This window comes from Paenibacillus sp. EKM10P (assembly GCF_011800655.1).
Taxonomy (GTDB): domain Bacteria; phylum Bacillota; class Bacilli; order Paenibacillales; family Paenibacillaceae; genus Paenibacillus; species Paenibacillus polymyxa.
The window spans coordinates 152,370-175,536 of the sequence record NZ_JAALET010000002.1; the positions used below are offsets into that span (position 1 = coordinate 152,370).

General features: G+C 44.1%; 19 protein-coding genes. 3 read left to right on the top strand and 16 right to left on the bottom strand.

Going from position 1 to position 23,167, the window contains the following annotated elements; translation table 11 throughout:
- Positions 1–71: 71 nt before the first annotated feature.
- The 11 genes from HFE01_RS05655 to HFE01_RS05705 all read right to left on the bottom strand — a co-directional run bounded on the left by HFE01_RS05655 (position 72) and on the right by HFE01_RS05705 (position 12,182).
- A complete protein-coding gene (locus tag HFE01_RS05655; protein ID WP_107733541.1) occupies positions 72–1,118 on the bottom strand; it encodes a FecCD family ABC transporter permease in 1,047 nt (348 codons plus the stop codon).
- 1 nt (position 1,119) lies between these two features.
- Positions 1,120–2,184 carry a FecCD family ABC transporter permease gene (locus HFE01_RS05660; RefSeq protein ID WP_107733540.1) on the bottom strand — a complete coding sequence of 355 codons (1,065 nt, stop codon included), beginning with the start codon at positions 2,182–2,184 and terminating at the stop codon, positions 1,120–1,122.
- Positions 2,185–2,413: 229 nt separating this feature from the next.
- Positions 2,414–3,394 carry an ABC transporter substrate-binding protein gene (locus HFE01_RS05665; protein ID WP_107733539.1) on the bottom strand — a complete coding sequence of 327 codons (981 nt, stop codon included), beginning with the start codon at positions 3,392–3,394 and terminating at the stop codon, positions 2,414–2,416.
- 37 nt (positions 3,395–3,431) lie between these two features.
- The gene (locus HFE01_RS05670) at positions 3,432–5,147 is read right to left on the bottom strand and encodes an ABC transporter ATP-binding protein (protein ID WP_107733538.1); all 1,716 of its coding nucleotides are present in this window, start codon (positions 5,145–5,147) and stop codon (positions 3,432–3,434) included.
- A gap of 32 nt (positions 5,148–5,179) precedes the next feature.
- Entirely contained in the window at positions 5,180–6,187 is a 1,008-nt protein-coding gene (locus tag HFE01_RS05675) for an ABC transporter substrate-binding protein (protein WP_107733537.1), read from the bottom strand.
- Between the two features lie 222 nt (positions 6,188–6,409).
- Positions 6,410–7,330: a ribose ABC transporter substrate-binding protein RbsB gene (gene rbsB / locus HFE01_RS05680; protein WP_019687388.1), complete on the bottom strand. Its 921-nt coding sequence runs from the start codon at positions 7,328–7,330 to the stop codon at positions 6,410–6,412.
- Positions 7,331–7,365: 35 nt separating this feature from the next.
- On the bottom strand, positions 7,366–8,334 hold the full coding sequence (gene rbsC / locus HFE01_RS05685) for a ribose ABC transporter permease RbsC (protein WP_017427749.1): 969 nt from the start codon (positions 8,332–8,334) through the stop codon (positions 7,366–7,368).
- Between the two features lies 1 nt (position 8,335).
- On the bottom strand, positions 8,336–9,817 hold the full coding sequence (locus HFE01_RS05690) for a sugar ABC transporter ATP-binding protein (protein ID WP_107733536.1): 1,482 nt from the start codon (positions 9,815–9,817) through the stop codon (positions 8,336–8,338).
- A 31-nt stretch (positions 9,818–9,848) separates the two neighbouring features.
- Positions 9,849–10,283: a D-ribose pyranase gene (rbsD, locus tag HFE01_RS05695; protein WP_017427747.1), complete on the bottom strand. Its 435-nt coding sequence runs from the start codon at positions 10,281–10,283 to the stop codon at positions 9,849–9,851.
- Positions 10,283–11,161, bottom strand: coding sequence for a ribokinase (gene rbsK / locus HFE01_RS05700; protein WP_017427746.1), 879 nt, complete (start codon positions 11,159–11,161; stop codon positions 10,283–10,285). The genes rbsD and rbsK overlap by 1 nt, the downstream gene beginning before the upstream one ends.
- Positions 11,154–12,182 (bottom strand): LacI family DNA-binding transcriptional regulator, encoded by a 1,029-nt coding sequence (locus tag HFE01_RS05705; RefSeq protein WP_107733535.1) that lies wholly within the window; start codon positions 12,180–12,182, stop codon positions 11,154–11,156. Before HFE01_RS05705 ends, rbsK begins: the two co-directional genes overlap by 8 nt.
- A gap of 208 nt (positions 12,183–12,390) precedes the next feature.
- Here HFE01_RS05705 and HFE01_RS05710 point away from each other — a divergent pair, with 208 nt between their 5' ends.
- Positions 12,391–13,119 carry a DsbA family oxidoreductase gene (locus HFE01_RS05710; protein WP_107733534.1) on the top strand — a complete coding sequence of 243 codons (729 nt, stop codon included), beginning with the start codon at positions 12,391–12,393 and terminating at the stop codon, positions 13,117–13,119.
- A gap of 90 nt (positions 13,120–13,209) precedes the next feature.
- Here the strand turns inward: HFE01_RS05710 and HFE01_RS05715 are convergent, their stop codons facing one another.
- Both HFE01_RS05715 and HFE01_RS05720 read right to left on the bottom strand, forming a co-directional pair.
- Positions 13,210–13,998, bottom strand: coding sequence for an SDR family oxidoreductase (locus HFE01_RS05715; RefSeq protein ID WP_016820742.1), 789 nt, complete (start codon positions 13,996–13,998; stop codon positions 13,210–13,212).
- Positions 13,999–14,157: 159 nt separating this feature from the next.
- Complete coding sequence (locus HFE01_RS05720) at positions 14,158–15,069, bottom strand: copper amine oxidase N-terminal domain-containing protein (RefSeq protein ID WP_107733533.1); 912 nt, start codon at positions 15,067–15,069, stop codon at positions 14,158–14,160.
- Between the two features lie 237 nt (positions 15,070–15,306).
- On the opposite strand from HFE01_RS05720, the gene HFE01_RS05725 reads away from it, so the two are divergent.
- The gene (locus HFE01_RS05725; RefSeq protein ID WP_013371415.1) at positions 15,307–16,224 is read left to right on the top strand and encodes an AEC family transporter; all 918 of its coding nucleotides are present in this window, start codon (positions 15,307–15,309) and stop codon (positions 16,222–16,224) included.
- A gap of 282 nt (positions 16,225–16,506) precedes the next feature.
- On the opposite strand, the gene HFE01_RS05730 is transcribed toward HFE01_RS05725, so the two are convergent.
- From HFE01_RS05730 to HFE01_RS05740, 3 genes are all read right to left on the bottom strand, one after another.
- Complete coding sequence (locus HFE01_RS05730) at positions 16,507–19,578, bottom strand: X2-like carbohydrate binding domain-containing protein (RefSeq protein ID WP_167438468.1); 3,072 nt, start codon at positions 19,576–19,578, stop codon at positions 16,507–16,509.
- 467 nt (positions 19,579–20,045) lie between these two features.
- Entirely contained in the window at positions 20,046–21,218 is a 1,173-nt protein-coding gene (locus tag HFE01_RS05735) for a M20 metallopeptidase family protein (RefSeq protein WP_044786059.1), read from the bottom strand.
- 228 nt (positions 21,219–21,446) lie between these two features.
- Complete coding sequence (locus tag HFE01_RS05740) at positions 21,447–21,956, bottom strand: GNAT family N-acetyltransferase (RefSeq protein ID WP_017427739.1); 510 nt, start codon at positions 21,954–21,956, stop codon at positions 21,447–21,449.
- Between the two features lie 109 nt (positions 21,957–22,065).
- Here HFE01_RS05740 and xerS point away from each other — a divergent pair, with 109 nt between their 5' ends.
- Positions 22,066–23,166, top strand: coding sequence for a tyrosine recombinase XerS (gene xerS / locus HFE01_RS05745; protein WP_017427738.1), 1,101 nt, complete (start codon positions 22,066–22,068; stop codon positions 23,164–23,166).
- Position 23,167: the final 1 nt, after the last annotated feature.

Here is a 23,167-nt window from a genome sequence, read left to right on the forward strand (position 1 = left end):
CTGCTACAAGAAATAAAAAAATAACCTTCAGTTCCACTTCCTTAGTGGTGTTGAAGGTTATTTTTTATTTTTCATCCTTTTGAGCGACTCAGCAAATATAAGAAGTATGGCGCACCTATGATGGCAACAATTAATCCTGTCGGAATTTCTTTCTGTAAAGGTAAGGCTCGTGTGATCGTATCCGCTACGAGTACCAGAAGTGCTCCGACTAAAGCACACGTTACAAGCAACATTTTATGCTTCGGACCCACCAGCTTTCTTGCCAAATGTGGAGCTACCAAACCGACAAAACCGATTCCGCCACTAACCGACACACTTGAACTAGCCAGTCCGACCGCAGCCGCGAGGAGAAGAATACGTTCCTTTTCGATAGGTGTACCTAACCCGGATGCCGTCTGATCCCCCAAATTAAGCACATTCATAACATTTGATTTATAGTATGCGAAAGGAAGCAATACAATTAGCCAAGGCAGCAGAGCCATTACGAATTTCCAATTTGAACCCCATATGCTTCCTGCTAACCAATTAGCTACAAACGTGTAGCTTTCAGGTGTTAACTTAAGAGTCATAATGATCATGGTAGCACTGATACCCGCCGCTACCCCAATTCCGCTCAGCAATAGCCTTGTCGGAGAAATACCTTCGCCTTTTTTGTAAGAAAGAGCATAAATCAGAATAGCAGCCGCTCCCGATCCAATGAGTGCAAGAGCGGGAAGTAAAAATAATGAATTCATCGTTTGCATCGATGGGAAAAGCAGTACAAACAGCATAACCATCAGCCCGGCACCTGCATTAATCCCCAGAATACCAGGGTCCGCTAGGCTGTTACGCGATACCCCCTGCATGATGCAACCGGAAACAGCCAAACCTGCGCCGATCAGAATGGAAATAACCATTCGCGGCAACCGGAATTCAAAGAGAATTAATTCCTGCTGTGGAGTCCCTTGTCCGAACAAGGTTCTAAAAAGCTCCATTGGCGAAAGCCGGATCGTTCCCGTATTCGCGCTTATGGTGAATGCAGCAACGAGCAATACAAGCAAAATGATAACAACGATCCAATCATGGATTTTTTTACGGTGACTTGCTTTGGCAATAGCGCCATTCGTAACGTTACTCATCTTACAGTGCCCTCCTTTCTTTACGTGCCAGATAAAGGAAGAATGGAACACCAATTAAGGCAATAAGTACGCCCACTGGTGTTTCCTCAGGTGCGTTAATCATACGGGCCGCCAGATCGGCAAAAACGATAAGTAAAGCTCCCATAATAGCCGAACAAGGAATAATCCAGCGATAATCGACCCCAACCAGTTTGCGCGTGATGTGGGGAATAATCAACCCTACGAACCCTATAGAACCAACCAACGATACCGCGGCACCCGCCAGGATCAATACGAGAATCATCCCGGCGCCCTTTACCATCCCAGTTCGCTGACCAAGACTCAATGCAATTTCGTCTCCTAGGCTAAGTAACGTAATGGAGCGTGATAACATGAGAGCACCGATAAAAGCTGCCACAACCCATGGAACAACAATGCCTAGCTGAACCCACTTGGTCCCACTAAGTCCTCCAGCATACCAAAAGGCCAAATCCTGTCCAACATTAAAATATAAACTGATCGTATCTCCTAAGGCAGACAGCAACGCCGTGACAGCTGCACCTGCCAATACAAGACGAACTGGCGTAATACCTGATTTGGAAATAGCGCTTGTACCATAGACCATCACAACCGCCAAGGCTGCACCTACAAAAGAATACAACATTAACTGCAAAAAGGAAGTACCTGGAAAAAGGGCAAAGCAAATCGCCATCGTCAAGCTGGCGCCCGAATTCAGCCCAAGCAAGCCAGAGTCCGCAAGCGGATTGCGGGTCATCCCCTGCATAATGGCTCCTGCTACGGCAAAACAAACTCCGATTAGCACACCACCCAGAATCCGAGGCAGTCGGATTTCCCATATAATTTGATGGTTTTGCAGCTCTGGATTAAAATGAAAGACGGCGTTCCAGACCTCCTCCAGTCTGATTGAGGCTGCACCAAATGATAAGGACAGAGCGATACCGAACGCTAACAGTGCTAATCCGGCTGTCAGGATAAGCGAAGCCGCCCATGGCCGCGAGTGAAATTGAGTCGGCGGCTGATTGTGATTACTTTGAGCAGGACTATCCGAAGATTCTGATAATTTCATAACTATGGTTCACCCTTACTGTTGAATAGTATGTAGGTATCACGAAAACCTGTAGTGGAGATGATGTTTGATAATGAGAATTATTATCATGCAATCTTTACTATTGTAAATTAATGTGGCAACGGCTTCAATAGCAAAATTTCGACGATTCTCTAATGCCCTGCTATTTTGTGAAAAAACAAAGCCCTCCGGCAAAAATACCAAAGGGCTGCCAACATTACCGAAACCATTACTTCTGTGAGACGTTTTCTTTATTCCGCTGGACGATCATATCTGCCAATTCTTCAGCTTGCCCCATAATAGCAATCGGATCGAAGTACCAGTATCGATCCTCCTGAAGCTCAAAAACCTTCCCATTCCGGACTGCACTTAGTGATTTCCATATGCTGTCTCCTTCATAACCGCTCAAATCCTTGTTAACCGTCAGAAAAATGTAAGAGCCAGCATATTGATTAATAACTTCCTTGGAAATTGACTTCCATTGAGTCTCGCCTAATAGTTCTTTTTGGACAAGTGGTGGAGGTGTCAAATTCAATCCTCTATAAACCGCCTGTCCTCCTCTGCCAAAATTATCACCGTATACATAGTATTCTTTATCTGTGGCTTCCATTACTGTGAAAGTATCCCCGGGTTGAACAATTCCCTTTAATTTGTCACGTGCAGCTTGCAATCGCTGGTCGTATTGGGCAAGCCATGTTTTGGCTTCCTGTTCTTTTCCCAGCAGCTCACCAAAAGCTGTCAGTTCCTCATGCACATTCTTGTATGTTCCATAAGGGATGACTATCGTCGGAGCAATTTTACTATATTTTTCATATTCAGAAGCATCCTTGGAACCAATCAGAATCATATCCGGCTGTAGAGCCAATACTTTTTCAATGGATACACTACTGCGGTCTCCAATACTTGCAATGCCTTGTACAAGATCCTTCGAAAACGGATTATCCAGATAATATTTAACACTTCCCACAGGTTTAATTCCTAATGCTAATAAATCATTCTGGTACATATCTACTACAATCCGCTGAGGATGGACAGGTATCTGAATATCCCCATGAATCGTCTTAACTGTTTTCGTTGCAGCTAACTTTGATTCACCAGAAGCTTGATTTTGCTTTTCGTCTGGCTGATTTACCTTTCCACTACAGGCGCTAAGAATGACAATGACTGACAAAAGCATCGTCACAATCCACATTTTCTTTGTCAAACTCATTCATTCCTCTCTCTATTTACGAAGTCGCAATTGACTCTTACGTTCCATACTGAGCTTGGTGCAGGCGGCTATATGCACCTTTTACAGCCATTAATTCTTCATGTTTTCCTTGCTCGGCAATCCCCTGATCTGCAACTACAATAATACGGTCAGCATTTTTGATCGTTGCCAGACGATGGGCGATCACGAGTGTCGTGCGACCTTGAGATAGCTCTGTCAGGGCTTGCTGAATTGCAGCTTCTGTCTCTGTATCCAATGCCGATGTCGCTTCATCCAAAATGAGAATTGGCGGATTTTTCAGAAACATCCGGGCAATGGATAAACGTTGCTTTTGACCACCGGACAGCTTTACGCCTCGCTCACCGATCATCGTATCCAGCCCCTCTGGATAGGATCGAACAAGTTCTTCAATCTGGGCTCGACGGGCAGCATCCCAGATTTCGTCTTCTGAAGCATCAAGTTTGCCGTAAGCGATATTTTCACGAATCGTTCCATCAAAAAGGAATACATCCTGCTGTACGATTCCAATCATGGACCGCAGCGAATCCAGTTTCATTTCACGGATATCCATGCCATCAATCTTAATGCTGCCTTCCTCGACATCATAGAAGCGTGGCAGCAAGCTGCAAAGTGTCGTTTTGCCTGCTCCTGAAGGACCCACAAGAGCTACAGTTTCTCCCGCATGAATAGCAAGGTCCACTTTGCGCAGTACCTTGTCTTTGTTTTCATAGCCAAACGTTACACCTTCAAATTGAATATCTCCGTTGAGATGCTTAACGGTCTTCGCACCTGGAAGATCCTCTACGTCAGATTCACTTTCCAGCAAATCCAAGTAACGTCGGAAGCCGGCAATTCCTTTGGGATACGTTTCAATGACAGAGTTAATTTGTTTGATGGGTGCGAGGAATACATTGGACAGCATTACAAATGCGATAAATTCCCCATAGGACATCTGCCCCTTAATAACAAACCATGTTCCACATACAAGCACAAACAACGAGACCAGTTTCATCAGAATAAAGCTAATTGAAGAATTCCATGCCATAATGCGATATGCGATCAGCTTTGTTTTACGAAACCGTCCATTATTCTCAGCAAAACGATCCATTTCATGTGCTTCGTTGGAAAACGCTTGAACAACACGGATACCGCTAACGTTATTTTCAATCCGGGCGTTGTAATCCGCAATATCAGAAAACATGCGATGGAAAGCAGCATTCATTTTGCGACTAAAATACAAGGACAGGTAGATCATCAGCGGAACAATAATGAATGTCAGCACAGCCAGCTTCCAGTTAATGCTGAGCATGATACCGAAAGCCCCGCCCAGAGTCATCAGTGCAATGAACAAATCTTCTGGTCCGTGGTGGGCAATCTCTCCAATATCCATCAGATCGTTGGTCATACGGGAGACCAGATGGCCTGTTTTGTTATTGTCAAAAAAGCGAAAGGATTGCTTTTGTACTCGATCAAACAGCTTTTTACGCATATCTGACTCAATGTTAATCCCCAGCTTGTGTCCCCAATAGGTAACGACATAATTCAATCCGGCGCTTACGACATAAATCCCAAGCAAAGATAAACAGGCAAGTAAAATCCATTTCCAATTTCCACTGGGTAGCAAATCATCAACTACCCGATTGACTGCAAGTGGAAAAGCCAGTTCCAGCAGTGCAGCTAGTATGGCGCAAGTAAAATCAATGATAAACAAAGTCCGGTAGGGACGGTAATATTCAAAAAATCGTCTTAGCATAAGACTTCTCCCTTCCTATTTAAATGAGCTGATTATTTAGGTTCGACGGAAAACATGTTAACGGCCTCATCCAGTGATTGATCGATAGCCAGTGGTGAGTAGGTAAACCAAGGATCGGCCTTGATGAAATACACTTTGTGGTTTTTGACAGCCGGGAGATTTCTCCACAGCGCACTTTGTTCAATTTCCTTCAACATCCCGTCCTTAGTCGCTTCATCGTAAACCAGCATAATAATACGATCTCCTGACAGTTCAGGCAGTTTTTCCATCGAAATGCTATCGTATACAAAGTTATACTTCGGGTCCTTTGCGAGCTTCTGACGTATGTACTCTGGAGGATTCAATTCCAGTGAACGGTAGATGACATGTCCTACATTTCGCGCCCCGTACACTCTCAGCACGTCCTTACCGTAGGTCATATAAATGGTAATCGTTTCATCTTTCTTGAATTTTCCAGCCATCTTTTTTCGACCTTCTTCAGCCTTTTTGTCAAAACTAGCAATCCACTGATCGGCTTCCTTGTCCTTACCTAGTACGGCTGCGACATCCCGCAGTTGCTTAAATACATCTCCATCTCCAAAAGAAACAGCTACGGTTGGAGCAATCTTCTCCAGTTGCTCCCTCACTTCTGGCGAGGTATCTTCTGTTGCTATAATCAGATCAGGTTGTAGCTCTAATACCTTTTCCACATTTGTCGGATTCCCAATATCAGCAATCCCGTCAATCTTTCCTTTCAAATAGTCGCCTTCTAACACATGAGAAGCAGCCCCTACTGGTTTAACACCTAAAGCCAGCATCGCATCCAAATATTGTGTCGTGACAACCCGCTGTGGATTTGCAGGGATACTGATCTTTTTGCCAGTGGCATCAACATATTCGCGCGTGGCAACTGATTTGGATTGCCCGTTAAGAGTATCCGTTCCACTCTTTTCATTGGTCTGGTTACTACTTGCTGTGTTTCCGCATGCAGCCAATACAACCATCAAAAAAACGGCAAAACCAAGCATAATTCCTCTTTTTAATCTGTTCTTTTGTTGCACAATATACGTCCTCCTTAGATATATGCCTTCATAAAATGATAGTGATTCTCATTATCATACAAGTGTTATTCTATCTTTTACCGTCTCTTCTTACAATACAAAAATTAAAAACTTCCATTTATGTGTATATATCGTCTTGGCAAAATATCCAAAAAAAAAAGAACTGATGCGTATTCTTTGCATCAGTTCGAATGCTTCATAGGTTGGTTCCCATGCCCATTCCTATTTGGATTGATCCACTAACTCCAGTTTGGCGGGAATCGATGTTTTCACGGTTTTACCTTGAAGTACATCCTTGGCTGCTTGCACTGCCAATTGTCCAATCAACTCAGGCTGCTGAGCCACAGTAGCTGTCAGCTTCCCTTCCTTAATTGATTTAAGCGCATCCTCGTTACCATCAAAGCCGATGACTGGAATATTCTTACCAGAGCTTTGAATGGCTTCAATCGCTCCCAACGCCATTTCATCATTGTGGGCAAATACCGCCTGAACATCCGGGTTGCCTTGCAGTAGATTTTCCATCACATTCAAACCTTTGGTCCGATCAAAATCAGCCGACTGCTTGGCGATGACCTTCAGGTCCTTATCTGCCACTTCATGGAAGCCTTTCCCACGTTCACGGGTAGCCGATGCGCCTGGAACGCCTTCCAACTCAATAACCTTGGCGCCTTTTCCGACTTGATCAATCACGTATCTGGCAGCCATCCGTCCTCCCTCGACGTTGTCTGAAGCGACTAGCGCTTTCACATCACCTTTGTCAGCGGAACGGTCCAGCGTAATTACAGGAATGTTCAATGCATTCGCTGACTGGACCACAGTGGAGATAGCCGACGAATCTGTCGGATTAATGAGTAACGCATTTACTCCCTGTTGGATCAGATCATCCACATCATTACTTTGCTTCGCAGAATCATTTTGTGCATCGACCACAATAACCTGCAATCCTTGTTTTTTGGCCTCTGCAACAACTCCGTCTTTGAGGGAAACGAAGAATGGATTATTCAATGTTGAGATCGACAAGCCGATTTTTATGTCCTTCAGGTCTGCGGCCGCTTTAGGCTTCGCCCATTCAGGCGGTTCCAGGGAACACCCTGTCATGAGCAGGAGCAGCAAGGCCGTCATGATTAATGTAAGCTTTTTCATATTTGTGTGTCTCCTTCTATGCAAGATTAGGTGTATTATGCGGATTTTTTACGATCAATCAATACAGCAATAGCAATGACGATCCCTTTTACGACCATTTGGTAAAAAGAGTTAACCCCCAGCAAATTCAAGCCGTTGTTTAGTGTCCCGATGATTAGCACACCAATTAATGTACCTACAATCCGTCCGCGTCCTCCCGAAAGGCTTGTTCCACCTAGTACGACAGCCGCAATGGCATCCAGTTCATAAGAAGCACCTGCTGTCGGCTGCGCTGAATTCAAGCGTGAGGTCAAGATAGCACCCGCCAATGCGGAAAGCATTCCCGCCAAAGAGTAAATCCAGATTTTTACACGTGGTACTTTAATACCTGAAACAATCGAAGCTTTCTCGTTGCCGCCGATGGCATACGTTTTGCGTCCGAAAGGTGTTTTATGCAGAATGATCCAAAGAGCAGCAAAGGTAATGAGCATCGTAATCGCCGGGACCGGAATACCAAACTGATAACCACGACCGAATAATTGAAATACCAGACTATCTCCGAGCCCCGTAATAGGGTTACCGTTGGTATAAACTAATGTTAATCCTCTAAAAATAGTCATGGTTGCGAGTGTGGCGATAAACGGAGCCATTTTACCTTTCGTAATCATCAAGCCGTTGACCATTCCCATCACGCCACCCAATGCACAGCCAATGATAATCGCCAAAATCGGATCGAAGCCGGCCAACATCATATTTGCGACAAACGCACTGGATAGTGCTAATATAGAGCCAACGGACAAATCGATTCCGCCTGTAAGAATAACGAAGGTCATACCAAACGCAATCAACGCATTAATAGATACCTGGCGCAACAAATTCAAAATATTAAGCGGTTCCAAAAAGCTGGGATTTAAGGCCGATACAATGATCACCAAAATAATGAGCCCCAACAATGGGCCAAGCTTCTGTGTGATTTGTGATATTTGGATGCCTTTGCTACCTTTTGCTTCATTCATAGTTGTCATATTACTGTCCTCCTGTAGCTAGCGTCATAATATTTTCTTGTGTGGCTTCTTCCCTGCTTAGCTCTCCGCTGATCTTTCCCTCGTGCACCACGACAATACGATCACTCATGCCAAGTACCTCGGGAAGCTCTGAGGATACCATGATAATTGCGACTCCACGTTCGGTCAGTTCGTTCATCAACTGGTAGATTTCCCGTTTGGCTCCTACATCCACGCCTCTCGTCGGTTCGTCAAGAATGAGCACATTGGGACCGATACCTACCCATTTGGCAATAACCACCTTTTGCTGATTGCCACCTGACAAACTGCCAACCGTCGCTTCGGCTGATTGGGTTTTGATTTGTAAGCGCTTAATTAATGTATTAACAAAATCCATCTCTTTTTTGCCTGATATAAATCCTTTTGATGTAAAACTGAACAGATTCGTCAGCACCATGTTTTCCCGAATGGAAAAATCCAGCACTAAGCCCTCATCTTTTCGATCTTCTGTAATGAAGCCAATCCCTAGTTTCACTGCATCATCCGGCTTGCGAATAGACACCTTTTTCCCACGTACGTGTATCTCACCACGATCCAAAGTATCCAGTCCAAATAACGACCGCATGATCTCGGTCCGTCCCGAGCCCATCAAGCCCGAAAAACCTACAATTTCCCCAGAGCGCACTGTAAAATTCACATTTTCAAATAGACCTTTATGTGATGCGTTTTTGACCTCTAGCACCACTTCTCCAAAAGCAGGCGTTCTTACCGGGTAGCGTTCAGTCAGCTCTCTGCCAACCATTTTCCGTACAACCTCGTCAAAATTCGTATCGGGGATCGCTTGAGTATCTACAGTTTTCCCGTCACGCATAATGGTAATCCGATCACAGATCGCGAATATCTCCTCCATCCGATGAGATATATACACAATTGAAACACCATCTTTTTTCAAGGAAGTAATAACCTCAAACAGCTTTTGTATTTCCCGTTCGGTTAAGGCTGCTGTCGGTTCATCCATTACGATCACTTTGGCATCCGTCATGAGTGCTTTGGCTATTTCAATCATTTGTTGTTGACCCACTGAACACTCGCCTGCTTCACCGTTCAAAGGAAGGTTTACTGAAAGCTTGCTAAATTGCTCATTTGCTAGCGCTTTCATTTTAGAGCTATCTAGTAATCCCCACTTGGAAGTCATTTCCTTGCCGATAAATAGATTTGCCAGTACCGTCATCTCTGGCCATACATTCAGTTCCTGGTGAATAAAAGCAATTCCTTTTTGCTCCGCTTCCTTGGGGTTGGCAAAATAGGTTTCCTGACCGTCAATGATGATCGTTCCCTCATCGCGTCGATGCAGTCCGATTAAAATATTCATCAGCGTTGATTTGCCTGCACCATTTTCACCCATGAGGGCATGTACTTCTCCTTCACGGAGATCAAAGTCAACACCACTTAGTACCTGATTGGTTCCAAAGGCTTTGTGAATTCCTTTCATTTGAATCTGCATGCTATTCCCCCCTTTTTTATTCAACACTAATTTATCCAAAAAGAACTCCTGCCTGTAAGATACAATTGGCAAACGGCGTAGCCTCTCCTGTACGGATGACAGCTTTGGCTTGCCGAGTTAATGTCTTAAATTGTTCATGTGAGCAAAACTCAATGACGGCAGTCGGCTGAATAATCTGCGAATGCTCTAGTTGCTCTCCTGCAAAGGTGCGCATAATATACTGTAACGCTTGTTCATTTTCTTGTTTGATTTCTTCAGCCAGTGTTACTTTTTCAATCATCATATCTGCGGCAATGACATCAACAACGTCCTGAAAGGACGGAATACCCAGTTTCAATGCCAAATCAATTTTGGTAACGCCTTCAGGAACTGGTAAGCCGGCATCAGCCACGACAATAAAGTCCGTGTGGCCGAGATCCGTTAATATTTTGGATATATGACTGTTTAGAATTCCATGTTTCTTCATTATAATTGCTCCTCTACTTCACGACGGGTTGGCATTCCACCTTGCGCTCCAAATTTGGTAACGGACAATGACGCAGCACGATTAGCAAATTTCACACTGTCTGCCAGCGATTTTCCTTCAGCCAGTGCCACCGCAAAAGCAGCGTTGAACGTATCTCCTGCACCTGTTGTATCCACGGCTTCGACCTTGTAAGTAGGAACTACAACTTCCTGTTCTCCGTCGAAAAACCGTACACCGTTGCTGCCTTCCGTTACAAACAACTTGTTCGGATATTTGCGCAGCGCTTCTTGAAGACTCATATCCTTAAACATGATGGCGGCTTCATGCTCATTTGGCGTAATGTAGGCTGCATTGGCAATTACGCTTTCTTCCACCTCACGAGCCGGGGCTGGATTCAGCAGCAAGGGTACCTGATACTTCGCACAAATTTCGCTTACATAGACAATCGTCTCCGCCGGTATTTCCTGTTGAATTAATACAATATCCGAACTTCGAATAACATCAAGCGCTTCTTCCACGTAAGCGGGTGTAACTTCATTATTCGCTGCTTTTACCACGACAATACTGTTATCACCCTCGGCTAGTACAATGTGTGCTGTACCGCTTTCCATATGTGTAACCGGTTTCACATAGTTGATATGAACATGATTTTCTTCAAAATTGCGTAAAATCTGTTGTCCCAAATGGTCGTCTCCTACACGTCCAATCATCGTAACGTCCGCCCCGAGTCGTGCTGCAGCTACTGCCTGATTGGCTCCTTTACCGCCAGGTACGGTTGTAAAGCTTTCTCCCAATACCGTTTCACCAGCACCGGGACGCTTGGAAGAAGTAACTACGAGGTCCATCGAACTGCTTCCGATAACCGAAATTTTAGCCATGATGATCCACCTTTCTCGTTGTTTCCCGTTCGATAAATTTGACGGGCAATTGTATGCTTGAATAGGTAAGTACTTTCGAATGAAGGATAGGTACACTTGACTTCGTTGCTTGCGACTGCTCAATCAATTGAATGAGCAGACCTGCCGCTTCCCAGCCCATTTCATAAGCAGGCTGCCGGATTGTTGATAATGGCGGAAATAACAAGCTGCTTAATGGTATATCATCAAACCCGATAATTTGAACATCTTCCGGGATTTTTTTTCCTAATCTATGTGCCTCATGCATCACCGCGGTAGCTACAATATCGTTACTGGCAATAACTCCGTCCGTATCAGGATACTTGCTGAACAGCTCTTTGGCCCACAACTCAGCTTCCTTGAACGAAAAGGACGTTGTCTCAACGACATGGTAAGCAATACCGGATTGCTGAAGCTCTTCCACCGCCCCGCGAAAACGATCTTGTGCTGGACGAATATGAGCAGGACCCTGCATGACTGTAATTTGTCTGCTGCCACGAGCAACCATAGCCTGAGCAGCCAAGCGACCGCCATGAGCTCCATCCGCATAAACGGAGAGACTGTCACTGGAAGTCCGATCGAGAAAAACGACTGGTATTTTCAGTTTGGCGTAACAGTCGGCAGCAGGGTCATTGGTAGATGAAATAACCCCAACAACATTATTCTGAACAAAAGTATCCATGTAATCTAATTCTTTCTGGCGATCCTCATCACTATTACCGAAAATAATACGAAAATCATTTTCCTGCATTCGATCCTCCACCCCACGAGCCAACAAGGGAAAGTAAGGGTTTGTAATATCCGGCAGCAGCAGGCCGATTAATCTGGATTTCTTTTTATACAGAGAACGTGCAACTTCATTAGGCTTGTAATTTAGCTGCTTCACCGCAGCTTCAACTTTTCGCCGTGTATCCTCGTGGACATAGCCGGTTTCATTAATAACTCGGGATACGGTCGCCACGGAAACACCTGCAAAACTTGCTACTTGCTTAATTGTTGTCATAATGTAGGTTCAACTCCAATTGTGTAACCGGTTACACATATAAAATATCATAGCATTTATTTTTTGACAAGCATTAATTATTTGCACATCGAAAGCAATAGCCGTATAATCTTTTTGTAACTGATGAAGTTTCACCTTTTGCTTATACTAAAGTATGCTGATTCACTCTCAGTTGCTTAATAAAATATATATATGGAGGCATTTCCTGATGAATATCGAAGTTTGGTCTGATTATATGTGTCCGTTCTGTTATATTGGCAAACGCCGTTTGGAGCAAGTCTTGCAGCAGTTCCCACATCGCGATGAGGTTCAATTGACATTCAAGAGTTTTGAATTAAATCCGAATGCTGTGAAAGAAAGTGGTAAGACGATTAATGAGGAACTATCAGCAAAATATGGCGTTAGTCTGCAAGAGGCTCATGCCATGAATGATCGCATGACCGAAAACGCACGTTCTACAGGTCTGGAGTACAATATTCATGCCATGGTTCCGACAAACTCTTTCGATGCTCACCGTCTAACGCATTGGGCTCACACACAAGGCAAAATGCTGGAATTGAGCGAGCGTTTATTTCAGGCTGTCTTCATGGAAGGCAAGCATACTGGGGATCATGAAGTACTGGCAGCGTTGGCAGCCGAAGTTGGTTTGGATCATAACGAAGCCGCTGCCATATTAGCCGGTGACCGCTTTACCGACGAAGTTAGAGCTGATGAAACTGAAGGTGCTAAGTTAGGCGTTCAGGGTGTTCCATTCTTTGTATTTGATCGAAAATTTGCTGTTTCTGGTGCTCAGCCTGAGGAGGTATTTCACGATGCGCTTCAAAAAGCATGGGATGAACGTTCTCCTTTCACTATGATTAGCGGCAGCTCGTCCAAACAGGATGCAGCTGGTGTATGTACTGATGATGGTTGTGAGCTTCCAAGCCGCGAGAGCTGATCAGCCAATGAACTAAACCTCTTTTTAGATAACTTATGAAAAAGCGTGCCTGCACCAATTAAACCTGATGCGGCACGCTTCTTTATTTTTTTATAGTGATTTAATCATTCCGCCGTCCACAAGAATGGTGCTGCCGGTCAAATAGGATGAAGCCGATGACGCCAGAAAAGCAACGACTTTACCGAACTCTTCAGGCTCACCGTACCGTCCCAACGGAATGCCCTCTTCTGCTTGTTTGCGAACTTGATCCGTCGTTTGGTGGGATTTTTCGGCTCGATGCTCGTCCAAGCTACGTACGCGATCGGTTGCAATTCTCCCTGGTGCTACAGTATGTACCAGAATATTATATGGGGCTAATTCCATGGACAATGTTTTCGCCAATCCGGCAACTCCAGTACGTAGTGTATTGGAAATAATTAGGCCCGGAATCGGCTGCTTCACTGATGATGAGGCGATATTCAAAATTCTACCACTTTGTTGTTTTTTCATATAGGGTAACGCCTCACGGATCAACCGGATATGACTAAGTAAATTTTGCTCAAAGGCCTGCATCCATACTTCATCTGTAAAATCATCAAAGGTGCCCGCAGGAGGGCCGCCCGCATTGTTAACCAAAATATCGACGGTGCCAAACCAATCAACTGTACGGCGGATGGCCTGGGAGATATGTTCAGGTTTGGTTACATCACAAACTACATATTCAACGCGACCACTCGCTGTTTCCTGTAATTCGGCCTGAGTCCGCTGAAGCTCTGCTTCATTTCGTCCAGAAATAACAACATTCGCACCCTCACGTGCCAATTCGCGTGCACTTGCTTTGCCAAGTCCTTTACTGGAGCCTGCAACAAAGGCTGCTTTTCCCGTTAATCCTAAATCCATCTATGACACTCCCTTTTCTGAGATTTCTCTATTTAATTGTACACATGACCAGCACATAATGCGAATAGCTAGGTACAAAGTAGCAAGGCAACACAAAAAAGGACCTGACATTTAGTCAGGCGCCCTTTCTGTTATACACTATTTTCTTAGTTTATAGCACTATAATGCTTCAGATATTGTTGACTGCTCATATACAACAACGGACTGGCTCTCAGGCTCCCATTTAACATTTGCTCCCAAAGCCTCTCCGATTACCCTTACAGGTACCATTGTAGTTCCATCCACTATGGATGCTGGTTGCTCGATAGAATACGGCTGGCCGTTAATATATGCTTTGGCGCTATTCACGAATAATTTGACGGACACACCATTGCGACTGACAGTAACAGCCTTTTCTTTCGGATCCCAGGAAACCTTGGCATTCAGAGCTTCGGAAGCTGTTCTAAACGGGACAAGTGTGGTGCCATTGCGGTTAATCGGCTTGGCATCGTATTTTTCACCATTCACGAACAGCTTCATACCTGATGACCGTCCAGCCTTGCTCAAGAGTACATCCAGCTTTTTGTAGCTATCCAGATTGGACACATCAGCCAAAACTGCCTCCTCCTGCATGTAAACGGCATCTGTTACATTTCCGTTTTTATCCAGTAGCTCAGCAGCCTTAGTTAGTGCTTTGTCAGAATTTCGGATCAATTCAAGTTCAGCTACCTGCTCCGAGGTCAAACGATCCGGGTATTTTGTAAGCAGCAGATTCGCAATAACCGCTCCTGCCGGCTTATCTTTTGTATTTTCTACTGCTTGTAGCAGACCGTTATATCCGTTGTGTCCCTTGCGACCTTTTTGGTCTTTGGACTCCCCGTATGTATCATCCGTTACTGCAACAGGGGTATTCTTTTTGATTTCATTGTGTTTATCTTTTTTGCTGCTCTTTTCATTCCGGTCTTTATCAGACGTATTTGCTTCCTGTTTCTTCTCCTGATCATTTCGGTGCCCCTGCTTAGCTTCGGCAGTTCCCGCTGCCAGTCCCAAGACCAGTATACACGCTAATAATGCTGTCCATGTGTTTCTCATGATGCAATTCCTCCTTATAGTAAAAGACCAGGTTTAATAACCTACATATATTAACGGCTACTATAAGCTAAATATGAAGCCCTTTTTTACTAGTGTTGCATTTGCAGGGACTGATGGCTAATCCAATATAATAAATTTTATTATGCGTGAACCTATTTCCACAGTATAATGGGAAATGCACGTGTATTTTAAGGGTTAACGTTTACATTCGTATAATAAAAAGAAGAGGAGACAGACATGTTCGGCACCATTCTTTTAGACGTTGTTTTACCTATTTTTGTCCTTATCGGTTTTGGCTGTATCATGCAATATTATTTTCGATTGGATTTGTATACCCTAGCTAAAATTAATTTTTATTATATCACCCCTGCAGTTGTGTTCACCGGTCTTTATAACTCTGAAATTTCTTTAATTCTCATGGGTGAGGTTTCACTTTTTTATGCCCTGTACATAGCTATTCTGTACGTAATCAGTACTACCGTTGCCAGATCTCTGAAATACAGCCCCGGAATGCGTGGAGCTTTTACAAACAGTGTCATGCTAGATAATTCAGGGAATTATGGTCTACCAATTAATCAGTTGGTGTTTAAAGGTGATCCGCTGGCTATTTCTGTCCAAGCTCTGATTATGACTTTTCAAAGCTTTGTTACATTTACATATGGTACTTTTGTTGTACAGAACGGTAAGGCCAATACACGAAAAATTTTAATTAATTTTTTAAAAATGCCTGTCCCCTACGCGCTTGTGCTGGGCCTGCTCCTGAATCTACTGCACAGTCCATTGCCTAATTTGCTGGCTGAGCCTCTAAATTATATTAGCCATTCGATGGTCGCAGTGGCTCTGCTTACTTTGGGAGCACAAATTGTGCAGTATCCTTTTCATTTGCGCCGGACAGCCGTGTATATCAGTATGGTATTACGCCTGATTGCAGGTCCAATAGTTGGCTTTATGCTCGTGTTTTTCCTAGGTCTTAAGGGGATTCCCGCTCAAGCATTGCTCATTGCATCAGGTATGCCTACTGGTGTTAACACGAGTATTTTGGCGGAAGAATATAAAAATGAACCTGACTTTGCGGCACAGACAGTATTACTTTCTACGATTGTGAATGTCATTACGATGACCTTATTAATTTCAATATCCCGTCATCTTACTTGAGGTGTATGATAAATATAAAACTTTATTTGTAACGCTTTTTGTCTGAGGACAGGAGCGTTTCTTTTTAATCAAAATAAGAACATACATTCTTGTCGATCTCTCTTTTTCGTTTCAAGTGGTATGTTTGTTTGACGATGATGGTATGCGAGAAGGAATTTTTTCTATTATGAATTTTTCATATAGTGAAATAGTTATGTGTTTGAATTTAAACCTCTGATTCCTCCAAAAATAAAGCCAGCTCGCTCATTAGAGTGGCTGACTTAAGATTATTTTTATGAAGATTTAAGGCTCAATTCCCCATTGCTTGATCCCAGACAGGTAAGCGGTTATTTTAGTGGAATCTTGTAAGCTGTTTGCTGTGGGATTAAAGGAATAATCATCAGTTTGTGTATAATTGCTCCAATCCGCTTTGGATATCCGGGTTTGTAGCTCAACACTCTGACCAGGCTCTAAAGAACCTGCTGCCGACTTAAAACCAATTTCTGCATAAGAATCTGCACCTGGCTTCGTATTAGTTAATTTTTTGAAGTTAGCAATGACATTCTCTGTACCGATGCTTGACCAATCCGTAAAGAAGTTTTGTGATTTCTCGCCGTTAACGGTGTAATAATAACGCAATGTCACATCTGCTAGGGAAACGGGTGAGCTTCCTGTATTGGTTATTTTAAACTTGGAACTGATCGTATTACTTGTTGCAGATACATTCCCATTGAAGGATTGCACCTTCAGAGCACCCTCGCCTGTTCCCGGCTCACTTGGCGTATCCCCTTTCACCGTAATCGTGAACAACGCATCATTGCCTGTACTAAAATGGAAGTTGAGCGTTGTCTCTCCTTTAGGAAGTTTAGATAAATACTTGTTGGTAAGAATAACTGTTTCTTCACTAACCATATAATCTTCACCTTTGTTCAGTGCCACACTCCCCTGCTTGATCGCTTCTAGTGTATTACCGTTAAGAGTAAGCTTGACAGTAATATCGGTATTACTGTTAGCCACTTCATAGGTTGCAGCCGTCGGCGTAATACTTGCTTGCCCGGTAGATGGCTGGTCACCACCCACACGATCTGCCACCAGAATGCCTCGGCCATTCGTTCCCAGATAAGCACGTCCGTAAACCCGAGGGTCCCCAATAATGGTGGTCACTCGAGCATATTGATGCTTGTCATCATTAATGCGCACCCAGTTTGCGCCAGCATCGTCCGAACGATAAAATCCACGAGTTCCGTCAATCTTACCAACGATAAACACTGCTGCATTCGTACGATTGGGTGCTGCTTTGCCAAAGCCTACAAAATCCGCCTCCTGCACATGATCAAGCTTGGTGAATGTAATACCTGAATCCTTGGAATGCCATAAGCCGTATGGCCCTCCGTCCTCGGAGCCTCCAGCAAACCACACATCTCCTTCCGCTCCTCGTACAGCACCAATATCTGCATTCCCTACACTTGGCAAACCAGTAACTGTGGATGGTGTGAAGGATGCGCCTCCATCAACACTTACATATATTTTCCCAGCAGCAAACGCGTAGTATTTGTTAGGATTTACTCGGTCAGAGGCGATCTTTGCATTAGCTGGAACTCCCGTGCTTGCTGTCCATGAGTTTCCTCCGGTTTTGGAATAAAATACACCTTTGTCCGATGTACTCCACAGCAATCCATTACCATTTGCCGCTACAGCGATGCTGCCTCCTCCTGCTGTACCGGAAGGCTCGCTATTAGCTTTGTACCAGTTCGCTCCGCCATCATTGGATAATCCGATAGATTTGGCGTTTGGATCTTTTTTATAGTCCGCTTTACCTACCCGAGCCATAAAAGAAGGGCTTAACTCGGCATAATCAATGCTTTCGCTGCTTGTAAAGGTTGGATTATCCAGCATTTTAGCAGGAGCCTTGAACAGGTCATCATGTCTGAATCCGGAGACATCACCCACTGCACTCACCAGAGGAGCTCCAGTTGGAGGGCTCACCAAATCCAAAATCGCCGTTTCCTCTACCCCTTTAGCGGCTACCGAGATGTCCAGCTTACCTCCCTTGTCCCAATTGGTCAGATTTTTAGAGCCGTATATCGTAGCTCCTGTGCCGTACAGCATATGATCTGAATTAAATGGATCTATTTCCAGATCTCCAATCATCCAGCCCAGCTTGGGCGATACTTCCGGCGGTGCAGGATTGGCATTGAAAGTCAGCCAAGGCGCACCGGATATATCCAAATTGTACTTCAGCTTACGAGCTGGATAACCATCAAATTCCCAAATAGGGCTCCAAGTTGCCCCACGATCAGTACTGCGGTAAATCGTTTCATCCGGCCACCAGGCATTCAACGTTGCAACCATAAGTGTACCTGGCTTCTGGGCGTCCACTGTCAGTCCACCATATCCAAAATGATTGTCTGCGCTGCTGCTGGCAACGGGGCTAATGTTAGTCCACTGTCCACTGGCTGTATTCAGTTTCCACAGCTCACCCTTTGTTCCATCATACGGTCCAGCTCCATCGCTGTAAGAAATATACAGGTCGCCATCTGGCGATAAAACGCCGTGATGTGGCAAATAGCCTGTAGGCTGGCCCGCTATAGCAGACCAGGTTGTCCCGCCATCAGTACTGCGATAGACACTTTGCTTTTTATCTGCGACACCCACATAGATGGTCTGTGTTGCTTTACTGGAAGAGCCCGTTTTTTTGTCAAAAGTGATCCAGGCTAAACCGACAATATCACTGGTGTATTCATTGGAAGGGTCCTGTACATACGTCCCCGGATTCGGAAAACTACTCACCTTGCTCCAGGTCGCCCCGTAATCGGAGCTTTTCCACAATCCATTACCACTTCGAGCTCCGAAGAATAATATATTGTTTTTATTCGGATCAATTGCCAGACGTTCACCCATTGAGCGTCCCGGCATATTGCCTCCTACCTTAAAGGGAAGCTTTGTAGTTTGCCACGTATTCCCCTTGTCGGTAGAGCGCATAATTTGCCCGTTTTGTTTATCCCAGGAATTAGTATACGTGCCTGTAGCTATATATACACGATTCGGATCCACAGAGTCGGTGGCTAGTGCATCGACACCATTTTTGTTCCAATCCTCCCAGCCCACAGAATCCGTCAGCGGAATCCAGCTTTCACTCGCAGGATTCCAGCGGTAAGCTCCTCCAATATCTGTACGGGCATAGATCAGATCTTTTTCCGTTTCATTAAAAATAATACCAGGTACAAAACCACCTCCACCGCCTGTAACGACACTTTTCCAAGTATAATCGTCACTTGGAGCAGCATGGGTGGGTGCTATCATGCCTGTCCAGGAAGCACCCGCTACTATAAGCGCCAAACATACAATTCTCAACCTGCTTTTTGCCTTAGTCAATGAATTCAACCTCCTTCTCCGTAATCATTTAAAAATGCAAGTCATTTCGAGCTAAAAGTAAGCAGTCAATTGCGGATTCGTTCCTATCGTTATTATTCCATTCATCAATCAAACAAGCGTTCTCTCAAGCTCACCTCCAGTAATCCAATAGATTTGCAACCTCTTTTTTGTTAGCGCTTACATCGGTGTCTGCTCAAAAGATTCGTCATCTTTTTCTCATTTCCTTGTGTGAAAAATCAAGATAATGTAATAGGATCTTCTGCTTGATAACTTGTAATAAAAGAGTTGGCTTCCACTTACAGTTGATACCTCTTATAAATTACTAATATGAATTTTTCATATAATGAATTATTTTCTTTAAATTTCATTCGAACGAGGTACCAAAATACTTTGATTTACAGCAAAAAACCGCGCTATGCGCGGTTCGGGCTTCCGTAATGCTATGGCTATTCATTAATAGGTTGAAATTACTGCAAATATTCAAGCGCCAGCGCTAAAAAAATATGTCCTGAGATGAGTAACGCACGCTCATCAAAATCAAAGCGAGGATGGTGGTGAGCAAAATGGGTTCGTTCATCCTCATTACGAGCGCCCACAATAATAAAAGCTCCAGGTCGTTGTTCTAGATAATAGGCAAAATCCTCTGCTCCCATGGCCGGTTTTAAGTCCATAAAAGCATCTGCTCCATACAGCCTACTGACTAGCTCACGTACCCGTTCTGTTTCGGCCTCGGCATTCACCAGAGCAGGATAACCATTCAAATAATCAATTTCGTATCTCGCATGATAAGCATCCGTTAGACCTTTTACGATACTACGAATTTCGTTTTCGACTTCCTTGCGTATATCCTTATTAAACGTACGTACGGTCCCTTCAATTTTGGCTTTATCTGCAATTACATTAAAGGCAGTTCCTGCTTGAAATACCCCAATCGTTAACACTGCTGATTCCGTAGGGTCCACTCTGCGACTCACGACCTGTTGTAGTCCGTTCACAATTTGACTTCCAATAACAATGGAATCCACTGTCTGATGCGGTCTGGCGCCATGTCCGCCCTTGCCGTTGATTTCAATTGAAAAGGCATCGGCAGCAGCCATTGCCGGCCCACTCTTTAAGCCGATTTTGCCCAGTGGAATTTCCGAGGAAAGGTGAATACCATATACTGCTTCCACCCCATCCAGACAACCATCCTCAATCATGAATTTGGCTCCGCCAGGCGGTTTTTCTTCGGCATGTTGAAAAATAAACACAAGCTTTCCCTTCAGTGTCTCACGGTGATGGCTTAACACTCGTGCCACTCCTAGCAACGCAGCTGTATGACCATCATGTCCACAAGCATGCATAACACCGGGAACGGTCGATTTATAAGGCGCATCCTTTTCATCCTGAATAGGAAGTGCATCAAAATCAGCACGAAATGCAATCGTTCTACCTGGCTGCCCGCCTTCTAAAAAACCGAGCACACCGTTTCCACCGACATTCGTTCTTACTTCAATACCAAAAGAGCGTAATTGGTCTGCGATAAATGCAGATGTATTCGTTTCCTCAAAAGAAAGCTCTGGATGCTGATGCAAATATCTTCTCCACGCAATCAGTTCTTGTTCACCATCTTTTAGTTCCTGAACCCATTTCTCCAGCATATTACCCTCTTTTCCTATTGAATTTATATACTTCTATCCTTATCTTACCATAAATGATTCCAATAAGTTATATATGAATTACCAAATAACTGTATACCTGCGTTTTTACCAATGTCAATGCAAGTTCTAATTGGAACGATCCATGAACAGAAGGCTTGAAATGACAACAAAAAAGCCGACAAAATATTCTCCTCGGCTTTTTTCTGGTGGTTTTCTATTATGAATTTTTCATGTATTGAAAAACTGACTTATATTCCCTCGTACTGGATGTGTTTGCTCCCTATACTCACCATTCGTATAGCTTCCAATGACCTTGCGCCAAAAGGATTGGGCTGGTCTATTCGTGCTCATCTGAGTCACCTTCCATCGCCCATTAAAACGTCCAAACAGCTCATGAGCCGCCCAAGTGCCCACGCCATTGTGTCGATAAGGACGAAGTACAAAGAACTCAGCCATGTAATAGTCAGCTTCTCGATTGCTAGACATTCGGTCAACGAGTGCAAAGCCCACAGGAATATCCTGTCTCCAGATCAAAAAAGGCAGCTTTTGTTCGCCGCTCGTCCAGTATTGATACAAGTCTGGATAAGCCGGGAATGTCCCCTTCTCAGTGACATCAATTCGCAGATAGGCTGTAAAATCGTATAAGTAAAATTGCATGAGCTGGACAATAATGTCCTTCTGCGACTCTGGTACACTCTTTATGGACAGCTTCAATTCTGATTTGATATTATATCCCATACTTTCACCTCTCTTGGCGGTCAGCTTGTTCTTTACTTTGATTACTCCCATCCAGTGCTGTTCAAAATATGCTAAAATACATGTATTATGACCGGACGAGGTGAACCCTATGAACATACAAAAGATCATCGACCGGCGCAAACTGGATGAAAAGTTGCCGGATTTGCCATGGTACGTACAGCAATTTATGGATTACAAGCTTCCCGACCTATCCCCCTCTACTTTGCTGGAATATGTGCGGGATTACGAAGCTTTTTTTTCATGGCTTCGCTCGGAAGGCTTGTCTGCCGGAGAAACGAATGCCCAAGTGACACTGGAAGAATTAGAGACACTTCATATGGATAGCATTACAGGTTTTCGTTTGTTCCTGTCTACCAAACGCGAAGGCTCCAATTCCCGTATCACCATTTCACGTAAGCTATCGTCCTTGCGTTCACTCTTTCATTATTTGAGCCAAATCGCTGAGGATGAAAACTTTTATCCGTTGCTCAAGCGCAATATTATGGCCAAAGTCGAAATTAAGCGCGTACATAAACCCAAGGATACGGCCGCCAAGCTCAAAGGAAAAATACTGGAAGAGGAAGAACTGCTTGAATTTATCGGCTATATTTATGAAGGCTATGGACAAGATTTGGCTGATAACAAGCAAGCCCTATACTCCTATGAATTGAACAAGGAGCGAGATGCCTGTATCGCAAGTCTTATTCTGAACTCGGGACTGCGTGTATCCGAAATCGTCAACTTGAACATGGACGATCTCGATATAAACAATAAATTGCTGTATGTGTACCGTAAAGGAAATAACGATGAAACTTTTAAAACGCCAGTATATTTCCGCGAGCAATCCAAAGATGATCTCGCACTTTATTTATCCTTAAGACATACCCGTTATCGCGCTCCAAAAAAAGAAAAAGCTCTTTTTGTCGCGCGACCCAACGGCAGTGCTGAGGGCAAACGGATGACTAAAAGAGCGATTCAAGCAATGATCATCAAATACGCCAAGCGGTTCGGCAAGCCCTATTTGACCGTTCACAAGCTCCGTCATTCCTTTGCTACAGACTATTATTTACAAAATGATATTTACAAAACCAAGGAACAGCTGGGTCACGCTTCGACAGAAACAACGGAAGTCTATGCCCACCTGACTGACAAAACGATGTCTCAGGCGATCGAACGACGGATAGAGACTCAGACTGACTCCGCTAATTAGT

Excerpts from the sequence above, each read along its gene's own strand:
- HFE01_RS05690 (WP_107733536.1), bottom strand. The coding sequence starts at position 9,817 with ATGCAGATTCAAATGAAAGGAATTCACAAAGCCTTTGGAACCAATCAG.
- rbsD (WP_017427747.1), bottom strand. The coding sequence starts at position 10,283 with ATGAAGAAACATGGAATTCTAAACAGTCATATATCCAAAATATTAACG.
- HFE01_RS05705 (WP_107733535.1), bottom strand. The coding sequence starts at position 12,182 with ATGACAACAATTAAGCAAGTAGCAAGTTTTGCAGGTGTTTCCGTGGCG.
- HFE01_RS05715 (WP_016820742.1), bottom strand. The coding sequence starts at position 13,998 with ATGGATTTAGGATTAACGGGAAAAGCAGCCTTTGTTGCAGGCTCCAGT.
- HFE01_RS05710 (WP_107733534.1), top strand. The coding sequence starts at position 12,391 with ATGAATATCGAAGTTTGGTCTGATTATATGTGTCCGTTCTGTTATATT.
- HFE01_RS05655 (WP_107733541.1), bottom strand. The coding sequence starts at position 1,118 with ATGAGTAACGTTACGAATGGCGCTATTGCCAAAGCAAGTCACCGTAAA.
- rbsB (WP_019687388.1), bottom strand. The coding sequence starts at position 7,330 with ATGAAAAAGCTTACATTAATCATGACGGCCTTGCTGCTCCTGCTCATG.
- rbsK (WP_017427746.1), bottom strand. The coding sequence starts at position 11,161 with ATGGCTAAAATTTCGGTTATCGGAAGCAGTTCGATGGACCTCGTAGTT.
- rbsC (WP_017427749.1), bottom strand. The coding sequence starts at position 8,334 with ATGACAACTATGAATGAAGCAAAAGGTAGCAAAGGCATCCAAATATCA.
- HFE01_RS05725 (WP_013371415.1), top strand. The coding sequence starts at position 15,307 with ATGTTCGGCACCATTCTTTTAGACGTTGTTTTACCTATTTTTGTCCTT.
- HFE01_RS05735 (WP_044786059.1), bottom strand. The coding sequence starts at position 21,218 with ATGCTGGAGAAATGGGTTCAGGAACTAAAAGATGGTGAACAAGAACTG.
- HFE01_RS05720 (WP_107733533.1), bottom strand. The coding sequence starts at position 15,069 with ATGAGAAACACATGGACAGCATTATTAGCGTGTATACTGGTCTTGGGA.
- HFE01_RS05660 (WP_107733540.1), bottom strand. The coding sequence starts at position 2,184 with ATGAAATTATCAGAATCTTCGGATAGTCCTGCTCAAAGTAATCACAAT.
- HFE01_RS05740 (WP_017427739.1), bottom strand. The coding sequence starts at position 21,956 with ATGGGATATAATATCAAATCAGAATTGAAGCTGTCCATAAAGAGTGTA.
- HFE01_RS05665 (WP_107733539.1), bottom strand. The coding sequence starts at position 3,394 with ATGAGTTTGACAAAGAAAATGTGGATTGTGACGATGCTTTTGTCAGTC.
- xerS (WP_017427738.1), top strand. The coding sequence starts at position 22,066 with ATGAACATACAAAAGATCATCGACCGGCGCAAACTGGATGAAAAGTTG.
- HFE01_RS05670 (WP_107733538.1), bottom strand. The coding sequence starts at position 5,147 with ATGCTAAGACGATTTTTTGAATATTACCGTCCCTACCGGACTTTGTTT.